This window comes from Agromyces sp. GL_144 (assembly GCF_057834305.1).
This window is the reverse complement of sequence record NZ_CM174399.1, coordinates 384,952-399,769: the sequence shown is the minus strand read 5'-3', so window position 1 is coordinate 399,769 and position 14,818 is coordinate 384,952. Positions and strand designations below refer to the sequence as shown.

The window sequence follows — 14,818 nt, the reverse complement described above, 5'->3', positions numbered from 1 at the left end:
GGTCAGGGCGTTCGGCCGTTCACGGCCTCGGCTCCGACTGCTCAGATGTTCAACGGCGGATGCCGCGTCCCGGCGTTGGCGGCCGACGTGGCGCCATCTCGTGCACGGGCCGTCGCGAGCGACAGCGGATCGCTCAGGACGATCTCGAAGAGCTGCTCTGCGGCGCCGATCAGCAGGTTCTCCCGGCCCAGCTCGGAGGCGACGATCCTGACGCCCTCGGCCGGCCCCGGCAGCGAGGTCAGGCGCACCCGGGCCTCGAGGTCGTCGGAGCACAGCCGGGAGAGGACGCCCAGGAACCCGCCGAGGATGATGAGCGACGGGTTGAGCGCGTTCACCACGTTGCGGATGGCGATCGAGAGGTAGGTGATCTGGTGGTCGACCACCTGCCTGACCGCTGGGTCGCGCTCGTACTCGGCCCTGAGGCGGGCCTCGAAGTCGGCGGTCGTCACCGGTGGGTCGCCCAGCGCCCTCGCGAGCGCCTGGAAGGTCACCTCGGTCTCGAGGCATCCGACGCCGCCGCAATGGCACGGGACGCCGTCGGAACGGACGAGGGTGTGTCCGAACTCGCCGGCGAACCCGCCCCGACCGGTCATCAGCCGCCCGTCGATGACGATGCCGCCGCCGATGCCGCTGGCACCGCCGTTGAGGTAGACCGCATCGCGTTCACCCGCGCCGGCGCCGAAGGTCGACTCCGCGATGACGCCGCAACTGGCGTCGTTCGCGACCCGTACCCGCATGCCGGTCGCCTCGGCGAGGTCGCCGCCGAACGGCTCGTCGACCCAGAGCAGGTGGGGCGCGAGCCGGACCAGTCCGTCTTCGGAACGCACCAGTCCGGGCACGGCGACGCCGATGCCGATGACGTGGTGCAGCGGCTCGAGGCCCGCGACCATGCCCGCGACGATCGCGGCGATCGTGCGGACCGCCTCCGCGGCCGACGGCGGATGGTCGTTCTCGTAGCGGACGGAGCGCAGGACGCGCCCGCCCATGGCCACGACGCCGACCGTGAGCGCGTCGAGCTCGGGATTCACCGCGATCGCGACGAAGTGCTCGCTCGGCGTGAGCACGTGGCTCGGGCGCCCCTTCTTCTTCACGCCGACGGGTTCGGAGACCGTGACGAGCCCGAGGGACTCCAGCTCGCTCGCGATCGTCGCCGTCGTCGACCGGTTGAGCCCCGTGAGCTGCGTCAGGTCGGCGCGCGACAGGATCCGCTTCGCATGGATCAGCCGCAGGGCGAGCGAGAGGTTGCTCCGCCGGAGGCTGTCGAGGTTGGAGCCGACGACCGTCGCCTTGGGGGCGGCGGCGGCGGTCGGATTGCCGTCTGCCATGGCGATCCCTCCATTCCCGAGGCTCGATCAGTGCGGGTCCAGCGTAGTCTCCGCACTCCCGCGGCCCCGTTCGCGACCCGGCATGCGCAACCGCTTCAGAGCCTCGCGATCGTCTCGATGTCGGCCTGGAACTCCGCGATCTCGGCGGGCGAGACCGTCGCCCTGGTGTCTCCGAGCGCCCGCGTGTAGTCCCCGGTGACGAGCGGGGTCTCCTGCTCCCCATCGCGGATCGCCCTGGCCAGGGCGTCCTGCGACGCGCGCCGGGCGGCGTACTCGATGTCGGCCGGGGTGAGCCCCTCGCTCTCGGCGACCAGGAGGGCCAGGTCGACGTCGGACGCCACCGACTCCGGGATGTAACGCGTCCAGATCGCGCGCCGGGCCTCGTCATCGGGCAGGCCGATCGGAATGACGTAGTCGAAGCGTCCGTGGCGCAGGAACGCGGCGTCGAGCGCGCGCACGAAGTTCGTCGCGCAGATGAGCAGTTGGCCCTCGCGGGCATGGAAGTCCGCGACGAGCTTCAGCAGTTCGTTGGTGACGCCCTGGGTCGGCGACGGCGGGATGCCGCCACGCTTCGAGGCGATCTCCTCGACCTCGTCGATGAACACCACGGCGTGCTCGAGTTCGCCGATCGCCTCGAAGCTCGCGCGCAGCGCCCCCGCGAGGCCGGCCCTCTCGTCGGCGAGCCGGGAGGGGAACAGCTCGACGAACGGCCAGTCCAGCCGAGAGGCGACGGCGCGCGCGAAGGTGGTCTTGCCGGTGCCGGGCGGGCCGAAGAGCATGACCGCCCGCGGCGGGACGACGCCGTAGCGCTCGGCGAGCCCCGGGCGGGCGAGCGGGGTGACGAGCCGTTCCTCGAGGAGCGTCTTCTCGTGGGCCATCCCGGCGACGCTGCGCCAGAGATGGCGCGGCAGGATACGGCCGCCGACCTGCTTTAGCAGGTCGATCTCCCGATGCTGCACGGGCATCTGCCGCTCCAGGTAGCGCACCGCGTGACGCACCTCGAACGAGTTCGCCGTGAAGGGTTCCAACCCGCTGTCCTCCGGCCGGAGCACCGACAGCTTGGCGAGGCCGAGCGAGGCCATCCTCCGCTCGAGGCCGTCCAGCAGCGCCGCGCTGACCTCGGCGGACTGCTCGCCCCCGACGTCGCCGACGCCGAAGAAGACGATCCAGCCCTGGGCATGCGCGGCCCTGCCGACCGCCGCGCCGACCAGCAGGTCGCCCTGCACCGCAACGACCGCATGGTCCTGCTGGCACGAGGCGATCACCTCGGCGAGGGAGTAGATCGGCGTGTCGACGTCGGGCACGACGACGCCCCAGAGCCGCACGATCTGGTCGAGGTCGTCGCTGTGGAAATCGCGAATGCGAGTCCGGCTCATGTACACATGCTGCCACGTCGTCGGCTGCGCGAGCCCGAGCACGGCCGTCGACCGCCGCCGGTCAGCTCCAGAGCGCGACGTGGAACTTGTGACCGCGACGCGACAGTCCCCGGGATCCGGTCGCCGACACGATCGCCGTCGTCGCCTCCGCGGTCGTCACGAATCGCTGCAGGAGTCGCGCGGATGCCGTGGCGCGCCCTCCGTCCAATGTCGTCGCCCACCACAGGCCGGAGATCGGCGTCCCGGTGACCTGGAGCCGCACCAGGTCTCCCGCCGGCTGCTCCGTCTCGGTCGAATCCGAGCGGACCCGGGATGCCGCGACGTAGCCGAGCGCGAGCATGATCCCCTCCCCGTCGGCGACGGCCGAGAGGGCGGCCGTCTCGCTCGTCAGCTCGATGATGTCGGGCAGGGCGGTCAGCCGGCCGAGCCACCGGCCCTCCTCCGTGAGCGGCTCGAAGCCGCCCGGCCCCGCGAACCACGGCACGGTCATCAGCCGGGCGAGCGGGATCGGCCCCGTCTCGGAGGCGAGCGGATGCCGCGACGAGGCGACGGCCACCCGCTGGTACTTGAAGAACGGGACGACCTCGAGGCCCGTGCTCGCGGCGAGCGCGGGCCTCGCTCCGAGCGCGATGTCGTAGGCCCGTTCGCGCAGCAGCGCCGCGATGTCGTCGGCATCCTCGACGATGACGTCGACCGACTCCGACGCGACCCATTTGCCGAAGAGGTCGAAGACCCGGCCTGCGGCGTGCTCGGCGAACGCCGCCGTCACGAGCACGCGCAACTCCGGTTCCGACGACGTCGCGTGCGCCACGTCGCGGCGGGTGGCCTCGGTGAGCCCCACGATCTCCTCGGCGTGCGCCGCGAGCGTGCGCCCGCCGGGTGTGAGCGTGATGCCGGTCGGCGTGCGGGTGAAGAGCGGATCGCCGAGCTCGGCGCGCAGCGCCGCCACGGCCGACGAGACCGCGGGCTCGCTCACGCCGAGCGACCTCGCCGCACCCGTGACCGAGCCGAGCTTCGCCACGCGCGCGAACGTCCGCAACTGGCTGAGCGTCATCGCCATGGCCGCATAACCTTTCGCTTATGTCGATGTTGACACTCGTCTGGCCCGAGGGCAACGTGTCCCCCAGAGCGGCGCATCACGAGGCGGTGATCCGTCCGCAACGGTGTGTTCAGAGGAGAAGATGCCTTGCAGATCCCAGCGCCCTTCGACTACGCGAAGGCGACCAGCATCGATGATGCCGTCGCCCTGCTGACGAGGTACGGCGACGACGCCCACATCGTGGCCGGAGGCCACAGCCTCCTGCCGATGATGAAGCTCAGGCTCGCGCGGCCCGACTGGCTCATCGACATCAACGACCTGACCGAGCTGGACTACGTCACGCGGGACGGCGACCGGCTGCGCATCGGCGCCCTGACCCGGCACCGCACACTGCTCGAGTCGGCGGAGGTCGCCGCACTGTTCCCGATCATGACCGACGCCGAGCGCGTCGTCGCCGACCCGATCGTGCGCAACCGTGGCACGATCGGCGGCTCCCTGTGCCAGGCGGACCCGGCCGAGGACCTCTCGACGGTCTGCGTCGTGCTCGGTGCCGAGGCGGTCATCCACGGGGCCGACGGCGACCGGGTGGTCGACATGACGGAGTTCCATCAGGGCCCGTACGAGACCGCGGTGGCCTTCAACGAGGTGCTCGTCGAGGTGCGGATCCCGATCCGCCCGCGGTCGTCCAGCGCGTACGAGAAGGTGGAGCGCCGGGTCGGAGACTGGGCCGTCGCGGCCGCGGGCGCCGCCGTGACCTTCGCGGAGGACGGCACGCTCGAGGACGTCGGCATCGGCGTGACGGCGGTCGGGCTCTCGGAGCGGGTGCAGGAGGCCGAGGCCGTGCTGCGCGGGAAGACGCCGACGGACGAGTTGATCGCCGAGGCGGGCGGCATCACGGCGGCGCAGGTCGACCCGATGGGCGACCAGCGGGGATCGGTGGAGTACAAGCGGCATCTCGCCGGGGAGCTGACCCAGCGCGTGCTGCGGCGGGCGATCGCGCGAGCACAAGGGTCGGAGCGAGCACAGGAATCGGAGGCATGACCATGCACGTGACGATGACGGTCAACGGCGAGGAGGTCGAGCGCGACGTCGAGCCCCGGGTGCTGCTCGTGCACTTCCTGCGCGAGGATCTCGGGCTGACCGGGACCCACTGGGGATGCGACACCTCGAACTGCGGCACCTGCGTCGTCCAGGTCGACGGTCAGCCGGTCAAGTCGTGCACGGTGCTCGCGGCCATGGCCGACGGACACGTCGTGCGCACGGTCGAGGGACTCGCCGCCGGCGGCACGCTGGATCCGGTGCAGCAGGGCTTCATGGAGGAGCACGGCCTGCAGTGCGGGTTCTGCACTCCCGGCATGATGCTCACGGCACGGGCGCTCCTCGACGAGAACCCGAACCCGACCGAGACCGAGATCCGCGAGGCGATCTCCGGCCAGATCTGCCGGTGCACCGGATACGCCACCATCGTCCGTGCGGTGCAGTGGGCCGCCGACCATCCGGCCGAGGGCGAACCCGAGGAGGAGGTGGCATCGGCATGACCATCATCGAGGAGCCCATCACGCACGCGGGCTCGGAGCACGGACGCCATCACGACCACAACCCCGCGGCTGACGATTCCCAGCGCCCGGTCGGCTTCGGGCGGCTGCAGCGCAAGGAGGATCCGCGCTTCATCCGCGGCCAGGGCAACTACACTGACGACATCGTGCTGCCCGGCATGCTGCACGGCGCCATCCTGCGAGCCCCCGTCGCCCACGCGAGGATCGTGTCGATCGACACGAGCGAGGCGCTGGCGCGCCCGGGCGTGCGCGCCGTGATCACCGGCAAGGACCTCGAACCCCTCAACCTCGCCTGGATCCCGACCCTCTCCTACGACGTGCAATCCGTGCTCGTCACCGACAAGGTGCGCTTCCAGGGGCAGGAGGTGGCGTTCGTCATCGCCGACGACCGCTACGCCGCCAGGGACGCCCTCGAGTCGATCGACGTCGAGTACGACATCCTGCCGCCGCTGACCGACGTGCGACACGCGCTCGACGCGGACGCACCGATCATCCGCGACGACCTCGAGGGCCGAACCGACAACCACATCGCCGATTGGGAATGCGGCGACCGGGCCGCGACCGACGCCGTCTTCGCGAAGGCCGACGTCGTCGTCAAGCAGGAGATCGTCTACCCCCGCGTGCACCCCGCCCCCATGGAGACCTGCGGCGCGGTCGCGGACTTCAACCCGGTGTCGGGCGAGCTGACCCTGTACGAGACCTCGCAGGCGCCGCATGCGCACCGCACGATCATCGCGATGGTCGCGGGCATCCCCGAGCACAAGATCCACCTCATCTCGCCCGACATCGGCGGCGGCTTCGGCAACAAGGTCGGCATCTACCCCGGGTACGTGCTCGCGATCGTCGGATCCATCGTCACCGGCAAGCCGGTGAAGTGGATGGAGGACCGCTCCGAGAACCTCATGTCGACCTCGTTCGCCCGCGATTACATCATGCAGGGCGAGATCGCCGCGACGAAGGACGGACGGCTGCTGGGCCTGCGTGCCGACGTGCTGGCCGACCACGGCGCCTTCAACGGCACCGCGCAGCCGACGAAGTACCCGGCCGGCTTCTTCAACCTCTTCCCGGGCAGCTACACGTGGGAGGCGGTGCACGGCAAGGTCACCTCCGTGTACACGAACAAGGCGCCGGGCGGCGTGGCCTACGCCTGCTCGTTCCGTGTGACGGAGGCGGCGTACTTCGTCGAGCGCATGATCGATCGCCTCGCGATCGAACTCGACATGGATCCGGCCGAGCTTCGCCTGAAGAACTTCATCAGGGCCGATCAGTTCCCGTACGACAACAAGGCCGGGTTCGAGTACGACTCCGGCGAGTACGAGACGACGATGCGCCACGCGATGGAGCTCGCCGGCTACGACGAGCTGCGCAAGGAGCAGGCCGAGAAACGCGCCCGCGGCGAACTCATGGGCATCGGCATCTCGTTCTTCACCGAGGGCGTCGGGGCGGGCCCGCGCAAGCACATGGACATCCTCGGCCTCGGCATGGCCGACGGCGCCGAGCTGCGCATCCACCCCACCGGCAAGGCGGTCGTGCGCATCTCGGTGCAGTCGCAGGGGCAGGCACACGAGACGACCTTCGCCCAGATCGTCGCCGAGGAGATCGGCATCCCCCCGGAGGACATCGACGTGGTCCACGGGGACACCGACCAGACGCCGTTCGGCCTCGGCACCTACGGCAGCCGCTCCACCCCGGTCAGCGGTGCGGCCGTGGCGCTGGTCACCCGCAAGGTGCGGGACAAGGCGCGACTCATCGCGGCGGCGATGCTCGAGACCAGGCCCGAGGACCTCGAATGGGAGAAGGGGCGCTGGTTCGTCAAGGGCGACCCGACCGCAGGCAAGACGATCCAGGAGATCGCGCTCGCCGCCCACGGCACGATGGAACTGCCCGAGGGGGTCGACGGCAACCTCGACGCCGAAGTGACCTACGACCCGCCCAACCTCACCTATCCGTACGGCGCGTACTTCTGCGTCACCGATATCGACCGCGGAACCGGCAAGGTCACGGTGCGGCGATTCCTCGCCGTCGACGACTGCGGCACGCGCATCAACCCCATGGTCATCGAGGGCCAGATCCACGGCGGTCTGACCGACGGCATCGGCATGGCGCTCATGGAGATCATCGAGTTCGACTCCGACGGCAACTGCCTCGGCGGCTCCTTCATGGACTACCTGATCCCGACCGCCATGGAGGTGCCCGACTGGGAGACCGGGTTCACGGTCACGCCGTCGCCGCATCACCCGATCGGCGCCAAGGGCATCGGCGAATCCGCCACGGTCGGCTCGCCGGCCGCGATCGTCAACTCGGTCATCGATGCGCTCCGCCCGGTCGGGGTGACGGCGATCGACATGCCGTGCACGCCCGCACGGGTCTGGGACGCGATGCAGGGCCATGCGGCCCCGCCCGTGTGATCGGTGACAGGGGAAGAAGGTCGATGACGGTCAGTACCGAGGTGATGAGTCGGCAGCGCGAGCTCGAGGGGCAGCGCCGGTCCTTCGTGCGCGCGACCGTCGTGCGCACGCAGCGACCGACCAGCGCGCGCGCCGGAGACGTGGCGGTCGTCGACGCGCTCGGAGCCATGACGGGCTTCGTGGGCGGAACCTGCGTCGAGGCATCCGTTCGCGAATTCAGCCTGCGTGCGCTCGAGACGGGCGAACCCCTGCTGCTCCAGGTCCGCCCGGGCGACGTCGGGCGCACGGAGCAGGAGGGCGCCGTGGAGGTGCACAACCCGTGTCTGTCCGGAGGTTCCGTGGACGTCTTCCTCGAGCCGGTCGTTCCGGCCCCGCACGTCGTGGTCGTCGGCGACGCTCCCGTCGCGCAGGCGCTCGCCCGCATCGGCGCCGAGCTCGGCTACGAGATGGAGCTCGTGGACGGCGAGTCGTGGCATCCGCTCGACACGGTCGCCGCCGTCATCGTCGCCGGTCACGGCAAGGGCGAGGAACCGGCGCTGGCGCGCGCCCTCGAGGCGGATGTCCCGTACATCGGCCTCGTGGCGAGCGACAAGCGAGGCGCCGCCGTCGTCGCGTCGCTCGACGTGGACGACGCGCTCCGCGCGCGCGTGCACACCCCCGCCGGGCTGAAGCTCGGCGGCACGACCCCGGCGGAGATCGCCCTCGGAATCCTCGCGCAGCTCGTGCAGGTGCGGGCGAGCACCGGCGCCTCGGGGGCGCGCTCCGCGCCGCCGCCGGCCGGGCACGACCACCACGCGGAGCACGACCACGACCACGACGCGGAGCACGACCACGCCGGTGCCGCGGCGGCGAGCTCGCCCACGACGGCCGTCGACCCCGTCTGCGGGATGACGGTCATCGCCGCCGACCCGACGGCGCACCTCGAGCACGAGGGAACCACGGTGTGGTTCTGCTCCGATCGATGCCGGTCGGCCTTCCTCGAGGAGCCTGAGCGCTATGCCGCAGCCTGAGCCGCGCCTCGCCGCCCTCGTGCTGGCCGCCGGCGGATCGAGCCGCATGGGCCGGCCGAAGCAGTTGCTCCCGTACCGCGACGGCGTGCTCCTGGACGCCGTGCTCGACCTGGTGCGCGGATGCCCCTTCCCGCAGCGCATCCTCGCGCTCGGCGGGTCGGCCGAGCAGGTGCAGGCGACCGTCGGCACCGAAGGCTTCGACGTCGTCATCAACGACGAGTACACCACCGGATGCTCCTCCTCCATCGCGCGCGCCGTCACGGCGGTGCGCCCCGAGATCGACGGCATCGTGCTGTTCCTCGGAGACCAGCCGGAGGTGCGCGCCGAGACGGTGGCGGCTCTCGTGGCCGCTCGCGGGAACGCGCCGATCGCCGTGGTCCGGTACGAGGACGGCATCGGGCATCCGTTCGCCCTGTCCCGCGCGACGTTCCCGGCGCTCGAGGCCCTGCACGGCGACCGCGGCGTGTGGAAGCTCATCGACCGGCTCGGCTCCGCCGTCGCCCGAGTGCGCGTCAGCGGCCGGGTGCCGCGCGACATCGACACCGAGGAGGACTACCGGATGCTCCTGGCCGCAGCGGCGGAGTCGGCGTGAGCGGCACCGGCGGACCCGGCGGGCCCGGCGTCGAAGACCTGGCACCCGACGTCGCCACGATCGCCGCAGGGCTCGACGGCAGGGACTACCTCGCCGACGAGGGACTCCTCACGGCGCTCTTCCTCGCCGTGCGGCTGCGGCGCCCGCTGCTGCTGGAGGGCGAGGCGGGCGTCGGCAAGACCGAGGCGGCCAAGGCCCTCGCCGCCTGGCTGGACGTGCCGCTGTTCCGCCTGCAGTGCTACGAGGGCATCGACGCGGGTGAGGCGCTGTACGAGTGGAACTACCAGCGACAACTGCTGGCGATCCACCTCGCCGGAGCCCGCAGCACCGAACTCGGCGACGACGACCTGTTCACGCGCGAGTTCCTGCTGCGCCGCCCGCTGCTGCAGGCGATCGAGCACCCGGGCCCGCGGCCGGCTGTGCTCCTGCTGGACGAGATCGACCGGGCTGATGCCGAGTTCGAGGCGTTCACGTTCGAGGCGCTCGCGGAGGCATCGGTGACGATCCCCGAGCTGGGCACGATCCGCGCCGCCGAGCGGCCCATCGTCATCCTCACCTCGAACCGCACCCGCGATCTGCACGACGCCCTCACCCGGCGCTGCCTCTACCACTGGATCGACTTCCCGGCGCCGGAGCGCGTGCTCGAGATCGTGCGACGACGAGTGCCAGGCGCGTCGGAGTCGCTCGTGCTGCAGGCGGTCGACGCGGTCGGGCGACTCAGGTCGCTCGACCTCGCCAAGCCCCCTGGCGTGGCGGAGCTCATCGACTGGGTGTCGGCGCTGACGGTGCTCGGGCTCGCACGCATCGACGCCGATTCGGCGGCGCTCACCTGGGGCGCCGTCATCAAGAACCGCGACGATCTCGAACTCGTGGGCGCGCGCAGCGGAGACTGGCTGGAGCCCGCCGATGCCTGACCGCGGCGACCGCGCCTTCGCACTCGACCCGGCGATGCTCGCGGTCGGCTTCGCGGACACGTTGCGGCGCGCCGGCGTCCCGAGCACGCCGGACCGTTCGGCCTGGCTCGTGGAGGCCATGCGGCTGCTCCCACCCGACTCCCGGTCCGAGCTCTACTGGACCTGCCGCACGGTGTTCGTGACCTCGCAGCAGCAGCTCGATCGGTTCGACGCCGTCTTCGACGCGGTCTTCGGCGGCGCAGCGGATGCCGCGGATCATCGCGGCGACCCGAATGCCGCGCACGACGACGTCCTGCGCCGGCGCACCGCGCCGGACGTCCGCGAGGTGGCGCAGTCGCTGCGCGGCACGGCCGACGGCTCGCTGCCGCCGGCCTCCTCCGCTTCGGAGGACGGGGGCGAAGAGAACGACGGCACCGATGCGTTCCTCCTCGCGATGAGCCCGGAGGAACGGCTGCACCGCACGTCGTTCGACCTCCTGACGCCGGAGGAGGTCGCGCGCATGCGGCAGCTGGTCGCCGCGCTCACGGTGGCGACCCCGACCCGGCCGGGGCGTCGCGACCATCGTTCGCCGCATGCGAGCGATCGCCTGGACCTGAGACGCACCGTGCGCGCGGCGCGGCGCAGCGGCGGAGATGCGTCGCGACTCGTGCACGCCGTGCGGCGTCCGCGCCCTCGTCCGCTCGTGCTGCTGTGCGACATCTCGGCCTCGATGGAGCCGTACACGCGCGTTTTCCTCTCCCTCATGCAGGCCGCGGTCGTGAGCAGCCGAGCCGAGGCGTTCGCCTTCGCGACGCGGCTCACCCGGCTCACGCGGCACCTCGCGTCACGCGATCCCGACCGCGCCTTCGAGCAGGCGGCCGGGGCGGCCAGGGACTGGGCCGGCGGAACGCGCCTCGCCGACGGCATCCGGTCGTTCATCGACGAATACGGTCGACGCGGGATGGCCCGCGGCGCCGTGGTCGTCATCCTCTCCGACGGCTGGGCGCAGGACGACCCCGCCGACATCGCGCGCGAGATGGCGCGCCTCGGGAGGCTCGCGCATCGGATCGTGTGGGTCAATCCGCGACGGGCCGCCCGCGGCTACCAGCCGCTCACCGGTGGGATGGCGGCGGCGCTGCCGTACCTCGACGCATTCGTCAGCGGCCACAGCTACTCGGCCCTGCAAGACCTCGTCCGCGTCATCGCGGACGAGCGCGAACCATCGACCAGGAAGAGGATCGCCTGATGGAACTCGACAGCAGCTTCACCGTCAACGCCCCGATCGAGGAGGTGTGGGCCACCGTGATGGACGTGGAGCGGGTCGCGACCGCGGTGCCGGGCGCGGAACTGACCGACAAGCTCTCGGACACGTCGTACCGGGGCGTGGTCAAGGTCAAGGTCGGCCCGCTCACGATGCAGTACAAGGGGCAGATCGACCTCGTCTCCCGTGACGATGCCGCGCATTCGGCCGAGTTCAAGGGCAAGGGCCAGGAGAAGGCAGGGCAGGGCACCGCGGAGGGCACCGCGACCATCACGCTGACGCAGGACGGCGACGCGACGACCGGCGTCGTGCACGGCGACATCGCGCTCTCGGGCAAGGCCGCGGCCATGGGCAAGGGCGTCATCAACAAGGTGGCGCAGCAGATCATGGGCATCTTCGCGGGCAACCTGGAGAAGATGCTCTCGGGCGAAGGGGGAACCGGGGCCGGCGAGTCGGCCGACGGCGCCGTCAACGGCCTGTCGGTCATGGCGGGCGCGATCGGCTCGATGTTCCATCGCGACAAGGAGAAGCCGGACAAGGACGACGACGGCAAGGCCTCCGCGAAGGACAGCGGCTCCGACCAGGGGTGACCGATGCGCGACGTCCTCGACATCCTGCTGGAAGCGTGGCGATCGGGTGAGACCGTCGGTCTCGCCACGGTCGTGCGCACGTTCAACTCCGCGCCACGGGATGCGGGCGCGGCCATGCTCGTGACATCGGGCGGTGCGGCGGCGGGATCTGTCTCGGGCGGCTGCGTCGAGGGTGCCGTGTACGAGCTCGCGACGGGGGCGATCGATGGCGCGTCGCCCGTGCTCGAACGGTACGGCATCAGCGACGACGAGGCGTTCGCGGTCGGCCTGACCTGCGGCGGCATCCTCGACGTGTTCGTCGAGCCGATCTCGGCGCAGACGTTCCCCGGGCTGGAGCGCGTCGCCGCGGACATCGAGGCGGGGCGACCCGTCGCCGTCGCCACCGTCATCGAGCATGTCGACGCGTCGCGCGTCGGGCACCGCATGGTGGTTCGACCAGACGGCGTCGAGGGAACGTTGGGAAGCCCCGAGGCCGATCAGCGCATCTCGGACGACGCCCGAGGGCTGCTCGCGGGCGGCATCACCGCGACGCTGGGGTTCGGACCCGACGGGGAGCGCCTCGGTGAGGGGATGCGGGTCTTCGTCAACAGCTTCGCCCCGGCACCGCGCCTCATCGTGTTCGGGGCGATCGACTTCGCCTCCGCGCTGGCGCAGCAGGGCCGTTTCCTGGGCTACCGCGTCACGGTGTGCGACGCCAGGCCGGTCTTCGCGACCCCGGCGCGGTTCCCCGAGGTCGACGAGCTCGTCGTGAGCTGGCCCGATCGCTATCTCGCCGCGCAGATCGAACTGGGGCGCATCGACGAGCGCACCGTGATGTGCGTGCTGACGCACGACCCCAAGTTCGACGTGCCCGTGCTGAAGGCCGCCCTCGAGGGACCGCGCGTCGCCTACCTCGGTGCGATGGGTTCGCGGCGCACGCACGCTGACCGGGTGCGGCGCCTGCTGGAGGCCGGCCTGACGCAGGAGCAGATCGATCGCGTGCACAGCCCGATCGGGCTCGACCTCGGAGCCCGCACCCCGCAGGAGACGGCCGTGTCGATCGCCGCCCAGATCATCGCGTTGCGGTGGGGCGGTTCGGGAGAAGAGCTCTCGGGGCAGTCGGGGCCGATCCATCGGGAGGCCCGGCCGCCGAGCGAGGCGATACCGCTCATGAGCTGAGCGGACCGGCGAACCGTGAGCATCGGGGCACGACGCTGACGAACTGAGAGCGGAGACGAGGGGATTTGAACCCCTGGTCCCCTTACGGGGACTCCACCTTAGCAGGGTGGTGCACTCGGCCGGACTATGCGACGTCTCCTCGCAGCGGCGCTTGCGCGCATGCGACTGCCATCATAACCCGCGGATGCCGCGAAACACGATTCGGGCGGGCGCAGCGACGGGGCGGCGCCGCGCGACACCCGTTCAGTCGGTTATTGGTCCTCGAGCGTGCGGCCCGCGGAGCAGCGGGTGTCGGCCGCGGTCTGCCCCGTGACGTCGCTGGGCAGGGCTTCGGCGGTCGGCACGGGGGGCGCGTCGGCGGCGGGCGCCTCTTCGGCCGGAGCCTCTTCGGCCGGCACGTCTTCGGCGGGAACCTCTTCGGCCGGCACCTCGGCGGCGTTCGGATCGGCCGGAAGCGCCGACGGATCGCTGGCCGAGGCGAAGGAGGCCTGATCGGCCTCGGGGTCGAACACGACGGGGATGTCCTGCTGCAGCGCCTGGTTCACGACATCGGCGGAGTAGGCCGGCTCGACGCCGCCCTCGACCGACGCGGTCGGGTACTGGATGAACGCGATCTTCGAGAGGTCGACGTCTTTCAGAGCCACCGCGATCGACACCATCGTGGTGGGGTTCGTGAGCGTGTCGGAGAGCTGCATGTTCGCGAGCGCCGCCTTCGCGATGCCGAACAGCGCGACCGGGTCGGAGAGCGTTCCGCCGGTCTGCAGCTGCCGCATGAGCGCGGAGAGGAACACCTGCTGGTTCGAGATGCGGCCGAGGTCGGAGCCGTCGCCGACCCCGTGTCGCGTGCGCAGGAACTGCAGCGCCTGCATGCCCGAGAGCTCCACGTCGCCCGCGGGCAGGTAGAGGTCGGTGTGCTCGTCTTCGATGGGCTCTGCCACGCAGACCGTGACGCCTCCGACGGCCTCGGACAGGCCGGCGACGCCGAGGAACTGAACGACACCGGCGAACGGGATGACCGTGCCGGTGAGCTGCTCGACGGTCTTGACGACGCAGGCCATGCCGCCGTAGTCGAGCACGCTGTTGATCTTCACCGAGGAGAGCGCGGAGAGCGGCTCGCCCGTGGGGTCGTCGGGGTCGGTGCACTCGGGCACGCTGACGAACATGTCGCGCGGAAAGCTGATGACCTCGACGTGGGAGTGGTCTTCGGAGATGTGCAGCAGCATCGTGACGTCGTTGAGCACGGCGGTCTCTTCGTCGGGGTCGCCGAACGCGTCGCCCTGCCCCTCACGGCTGTCGCTGCCGATGACGAGCACGTTCACGCCGCCCGGCATGGCCCCGATGTCGGGCACGCCGTCGAGCACGCTCGCGTTGCCCAGCGAGACCGTGGGCTGCGCGGTGTTCGCGAGATCCCACGCCGCGTAGGCGGCGACGGCCGAGCCCGAGACGAGCGCGACCGCGGCGACGGAGGCCGTGACCTTGGCGATCGTGCGCCACACGCTGTGCGGCTTCAGCCGCCCGTGGCGGGCGATGGCGGGGTTCTTCGCGGCGGTTCGGGAACTGAACTGGCGTTCGTCGGTCACGGTCACCTCTCTCGGGATGGTCGTCGCGGC

13 protein-coding genes and 1 tRNA gene are annotated in these 14,818 nt (G+C 71.1%); 9 read left to right on the top strand and 5 right to left on the bottom strand.

From position 1 onward, the window contains the following. Positions 1-41: 41 nt before the first annotated feature. The 3 genes from AC3IPY_RS01730 to AC3IPY_RS01720 all read right to left on the bottom strand — a co-directional run bounded on the left by AC3IPY_RS01730 (position 42) and on the right by AC3IPY_RS01720 (position 3,761). Positions 42-1,325: an ROK family protein gene (locus AC3IPY_RS01730; RefSeq protein ID WP_489186267.1), complete on the bottom strand. Its 1,284-nt coding sequence runs from the start codon at positions 1,323-1,325 to the stop codon at positions 42-44. 95 nt (positions 1,326-1,420) lie between these two features. Beyond that, positions 1,421-2,701, bottom strand: coding sequence for an ATP-binding protein (locus AC3IPY_RS01725; protein WP_489186266.1), 1,281 nt, complete (start codon positions 2,699-2,701; stop codon positions 1,421-1,423). Between the two features lie 61 nt (positions 2,702-2,762). After that, positions 2,763-3,761, bottom strand: coding sequence for a LysR family transcriptional regulator (locus AC3IPY_RS01720; protein WP_489186265.1), 999 nt, complete (start codon positions 3,759-3,761; stop codon positions 2,763-2,765). A 126-nt stretch (positions 3,762-3,887) separates the two neighbouring features. Between AC3IPY_RS01720 and AC3IPY_RS01715 the strand changes: the two genes are divergently transcribed. From AC3IPY_RS01715 to AC3IPY_RS01675, 9 genes are read left to right on the top strand one after another with little or no spacing between them, the layout of a single operon-like run. Further along, the gene (locus AC3IPY_RS01715) at positions 3,888-4,781 is read left to right on the top strand and encodes an FAD binding domain-containing protein (protein WP_489186264.1); all 894 of its coding nucleotides are present in this window, start codon (positions 3,888-3,890) and stop codon (positions 4,779-4,781) included. Between the two features lie 2 nt (positions 4,782-4,783). Next, positions 4,784-5,278: a (2Fe-2S)-binding protein gene (locus AC3IPY_RS01710; RefSeq protein WP_489188406.1), complete on the top strand. Its 495-nt coding sequence runs from the start codon at positions 4,784-4,786 to the stop codon at positions 5,276-5,278. Then, positions 5,275-7,704, top strand: coding sequence for an aerobic carbon-monoxide dehydrogenase large subunit (locus AC3IPY_RS01705; RefSeq protein ID WP_489186263.1), 2,430 nt, complete (start codon positions 5,275-5,277; stop codon positions 7,702-7,704). Before AC3IPY_RS01710 ends, AC3IPY_RS01705 begins: the two co-directional genes overlap by 4 nt. A gap of 23 nt (positions 7,705-7,727) precedes the next feature. Next, a complete protein-coding gene (locus AC3IPY_RS01700) occupies positions 7,728-8,714 on the top strand; it encodes an XdhC family protein (protein ID WP_489186262.1) in 987 nt (328 codons plus the stop codon). Next, positions 8,701-9,306 carry a nucleotidyltransferase family protein gene (locus AC3IPY_RS01695; protein WP_489186261.1) on the top strand — a complete coding sequence of 202 codons (606 nt, stop codon included), beginning with the start codon at positions 8,701-8,703 and terminating at the stop codon, positions 9,304-9,306. The genes AC3IPY_RS01700 and AC3IPY_RS01695 overlap by 14 nt, the downstream gene beginning before the upstream one ends. Continuing rightward, on the top strand, positions 9,303-10,220 hold the full coding sequence (locus AC3IPY_RS01690; protein ID WP_489186260.1) for an AAA family ATPase: 918 nt from the start codon (positions 9,303-9,305) through the stop codon (positions 10,218-10,220). Before AC3IPY_RS01695 ends, AC3IPY_RS01690 begins: the two co-directional genes overlap by 4 nt. Further along, positions 10,213-11,445 (top strand): vWA domain-containing protein, encoded by a 1,233-nt coding sequence (locus tag AC3IPY_RS01685; RefSeq protein ID WP_489186259.1) that lies wholly within the window; start codon positions 10,213-10,215, stop codon positions 11,443-11,445. The genes AC3IPY_RS01690 and AC3IPY_RS01685 overlap by 8 nt, the downstream gene beginning before the upstream one ends. After that, positions 11,445-12,050: an SRPBCC family protein gene (locus AC3IPY_RS01680; protein WP_489186258.1), complete on the top strand. Its 606-nt coding sequence runs from the start codon at positions 11,445-11,447 to the stop codon at positions 12,048-12,050. Before AC3IPY_RS01685 ends, AC3IPY_RS01680 begins: the two co-directional genes overlap by 1 nt. A 3-nt stretch (positions 12,051-12,053) precedes the next feature. Beyond that, positions 12,054-13,208 carry an XdhC family protein gene (locus tag AC3IPY_RS01675; RefSeq protein WP_489186257.1) on the top strand — a complete coding sequence of 385 codons (1,155 nt, stop codon included), beginning with the start codon at positions 12,054-12,056 and terminating at the stop codon, positions 13,206-13,208. A gap of 50 nt (positions 13,209-13,258) precedes the next feature. On the opposite strand, the gene AC3IPY_RS01670 is transcribed toward AC3IPY_RS01675, so the two are convergent. Both AC3IPY_RS01670 and AC3IPY_RS01665 read right to left on the bottom strand, forming a co-directional pair. Further along, positions 13,259-13,347: transfer RNA gene (locus AC3IPY_RS01670), tRNA-Ser, on the bottom strand. A gap of 112 nt (positions 13,348-13,459) precedes the next feature. Then, on the bottom strand, positions 13,460-14,788 hold the full coding sequence (locus AC3IPY_RS01665; RefSeq protein ID WP_489186256.1) for an LCP family protein: 1,329 nt from the start codon (positions 14,786-14,788) through the stop codon (positions 13,460-13,462). Positions 14,789-14,818: the final 30 nt, after the last annotated feature.

Coding starts and splice junctions, on each gene's coding strand:
- AC3IPY_RS01685 (WP_489186259.1), top strand. CDS start 10,213: ATGCCTGACCGCGGCGACCGCGCCTTCGCACTCGACCCGGCGATGCTC.
- AC3IPY_RS01680 (WP_489186258.1), top strand. CDS start 11,445: ATGGAACTCGACAGCAGCTTCACCGTCAACGCCCCGATCGAGGAGGTG.
- AC3IPY_RS01720 (WP_489186265.1), bottom strand. CDS start 3,761: ATGGCGATGACGCTCAGCCAGTTGCGGACGTTCGCGCGCGTGGCGAAG.
- AC3IPY_RS01710 (WP_489188406.1), top strand. CDS start 4,784: ATGCACGTGACGATGACGGTCAACGGCGAGGAGGTCGAGCGCGACGTC.
- AC3IPY_RS01725 (WP_489186266.1), bottom strand. CDS start 2,701: ATGAGCCGGACTCGCATTCGCGATTTCCACAGCGACGACCTCGACCAG.
- AC3IPY_RS01695 (WP_489186261.1), top strand. CDS start 8,701: ATGCCGCAGCCTGAGCCGCGCCTCGCCGCCCTCGTGCTGGCCGCCGGC.
- AC3IPY_RS01705 (WP_489186263.1), top strand. CDS start 5,275: ATGACCATCATCGAGGAGCCCATCACGCACGCGGGCTCGGAGCACGGA.
- AC3IPY_RS01675 (WP_489186257.1), top strand. CDS start 12,054: ATGCGCGACGTCCTCGACATCCTGCTGGAAGCGTGGCGATCGGGTGAG.
- AC3IPY_RS01730 (WP_489186267.1), bottom strand. CDS start 1,325: ATGGCAGACGGCAATCCGACCGCCGCCGCCGCCCCCAAGGCGACGGTC.
- AC3IPY_RS01700 (WP_489186262.1), top strand. CDS start 7,728: ATGACGGTCAGTACCGAGGTGATGAGTCGGCAGCGCGAGCTCGAGGGG.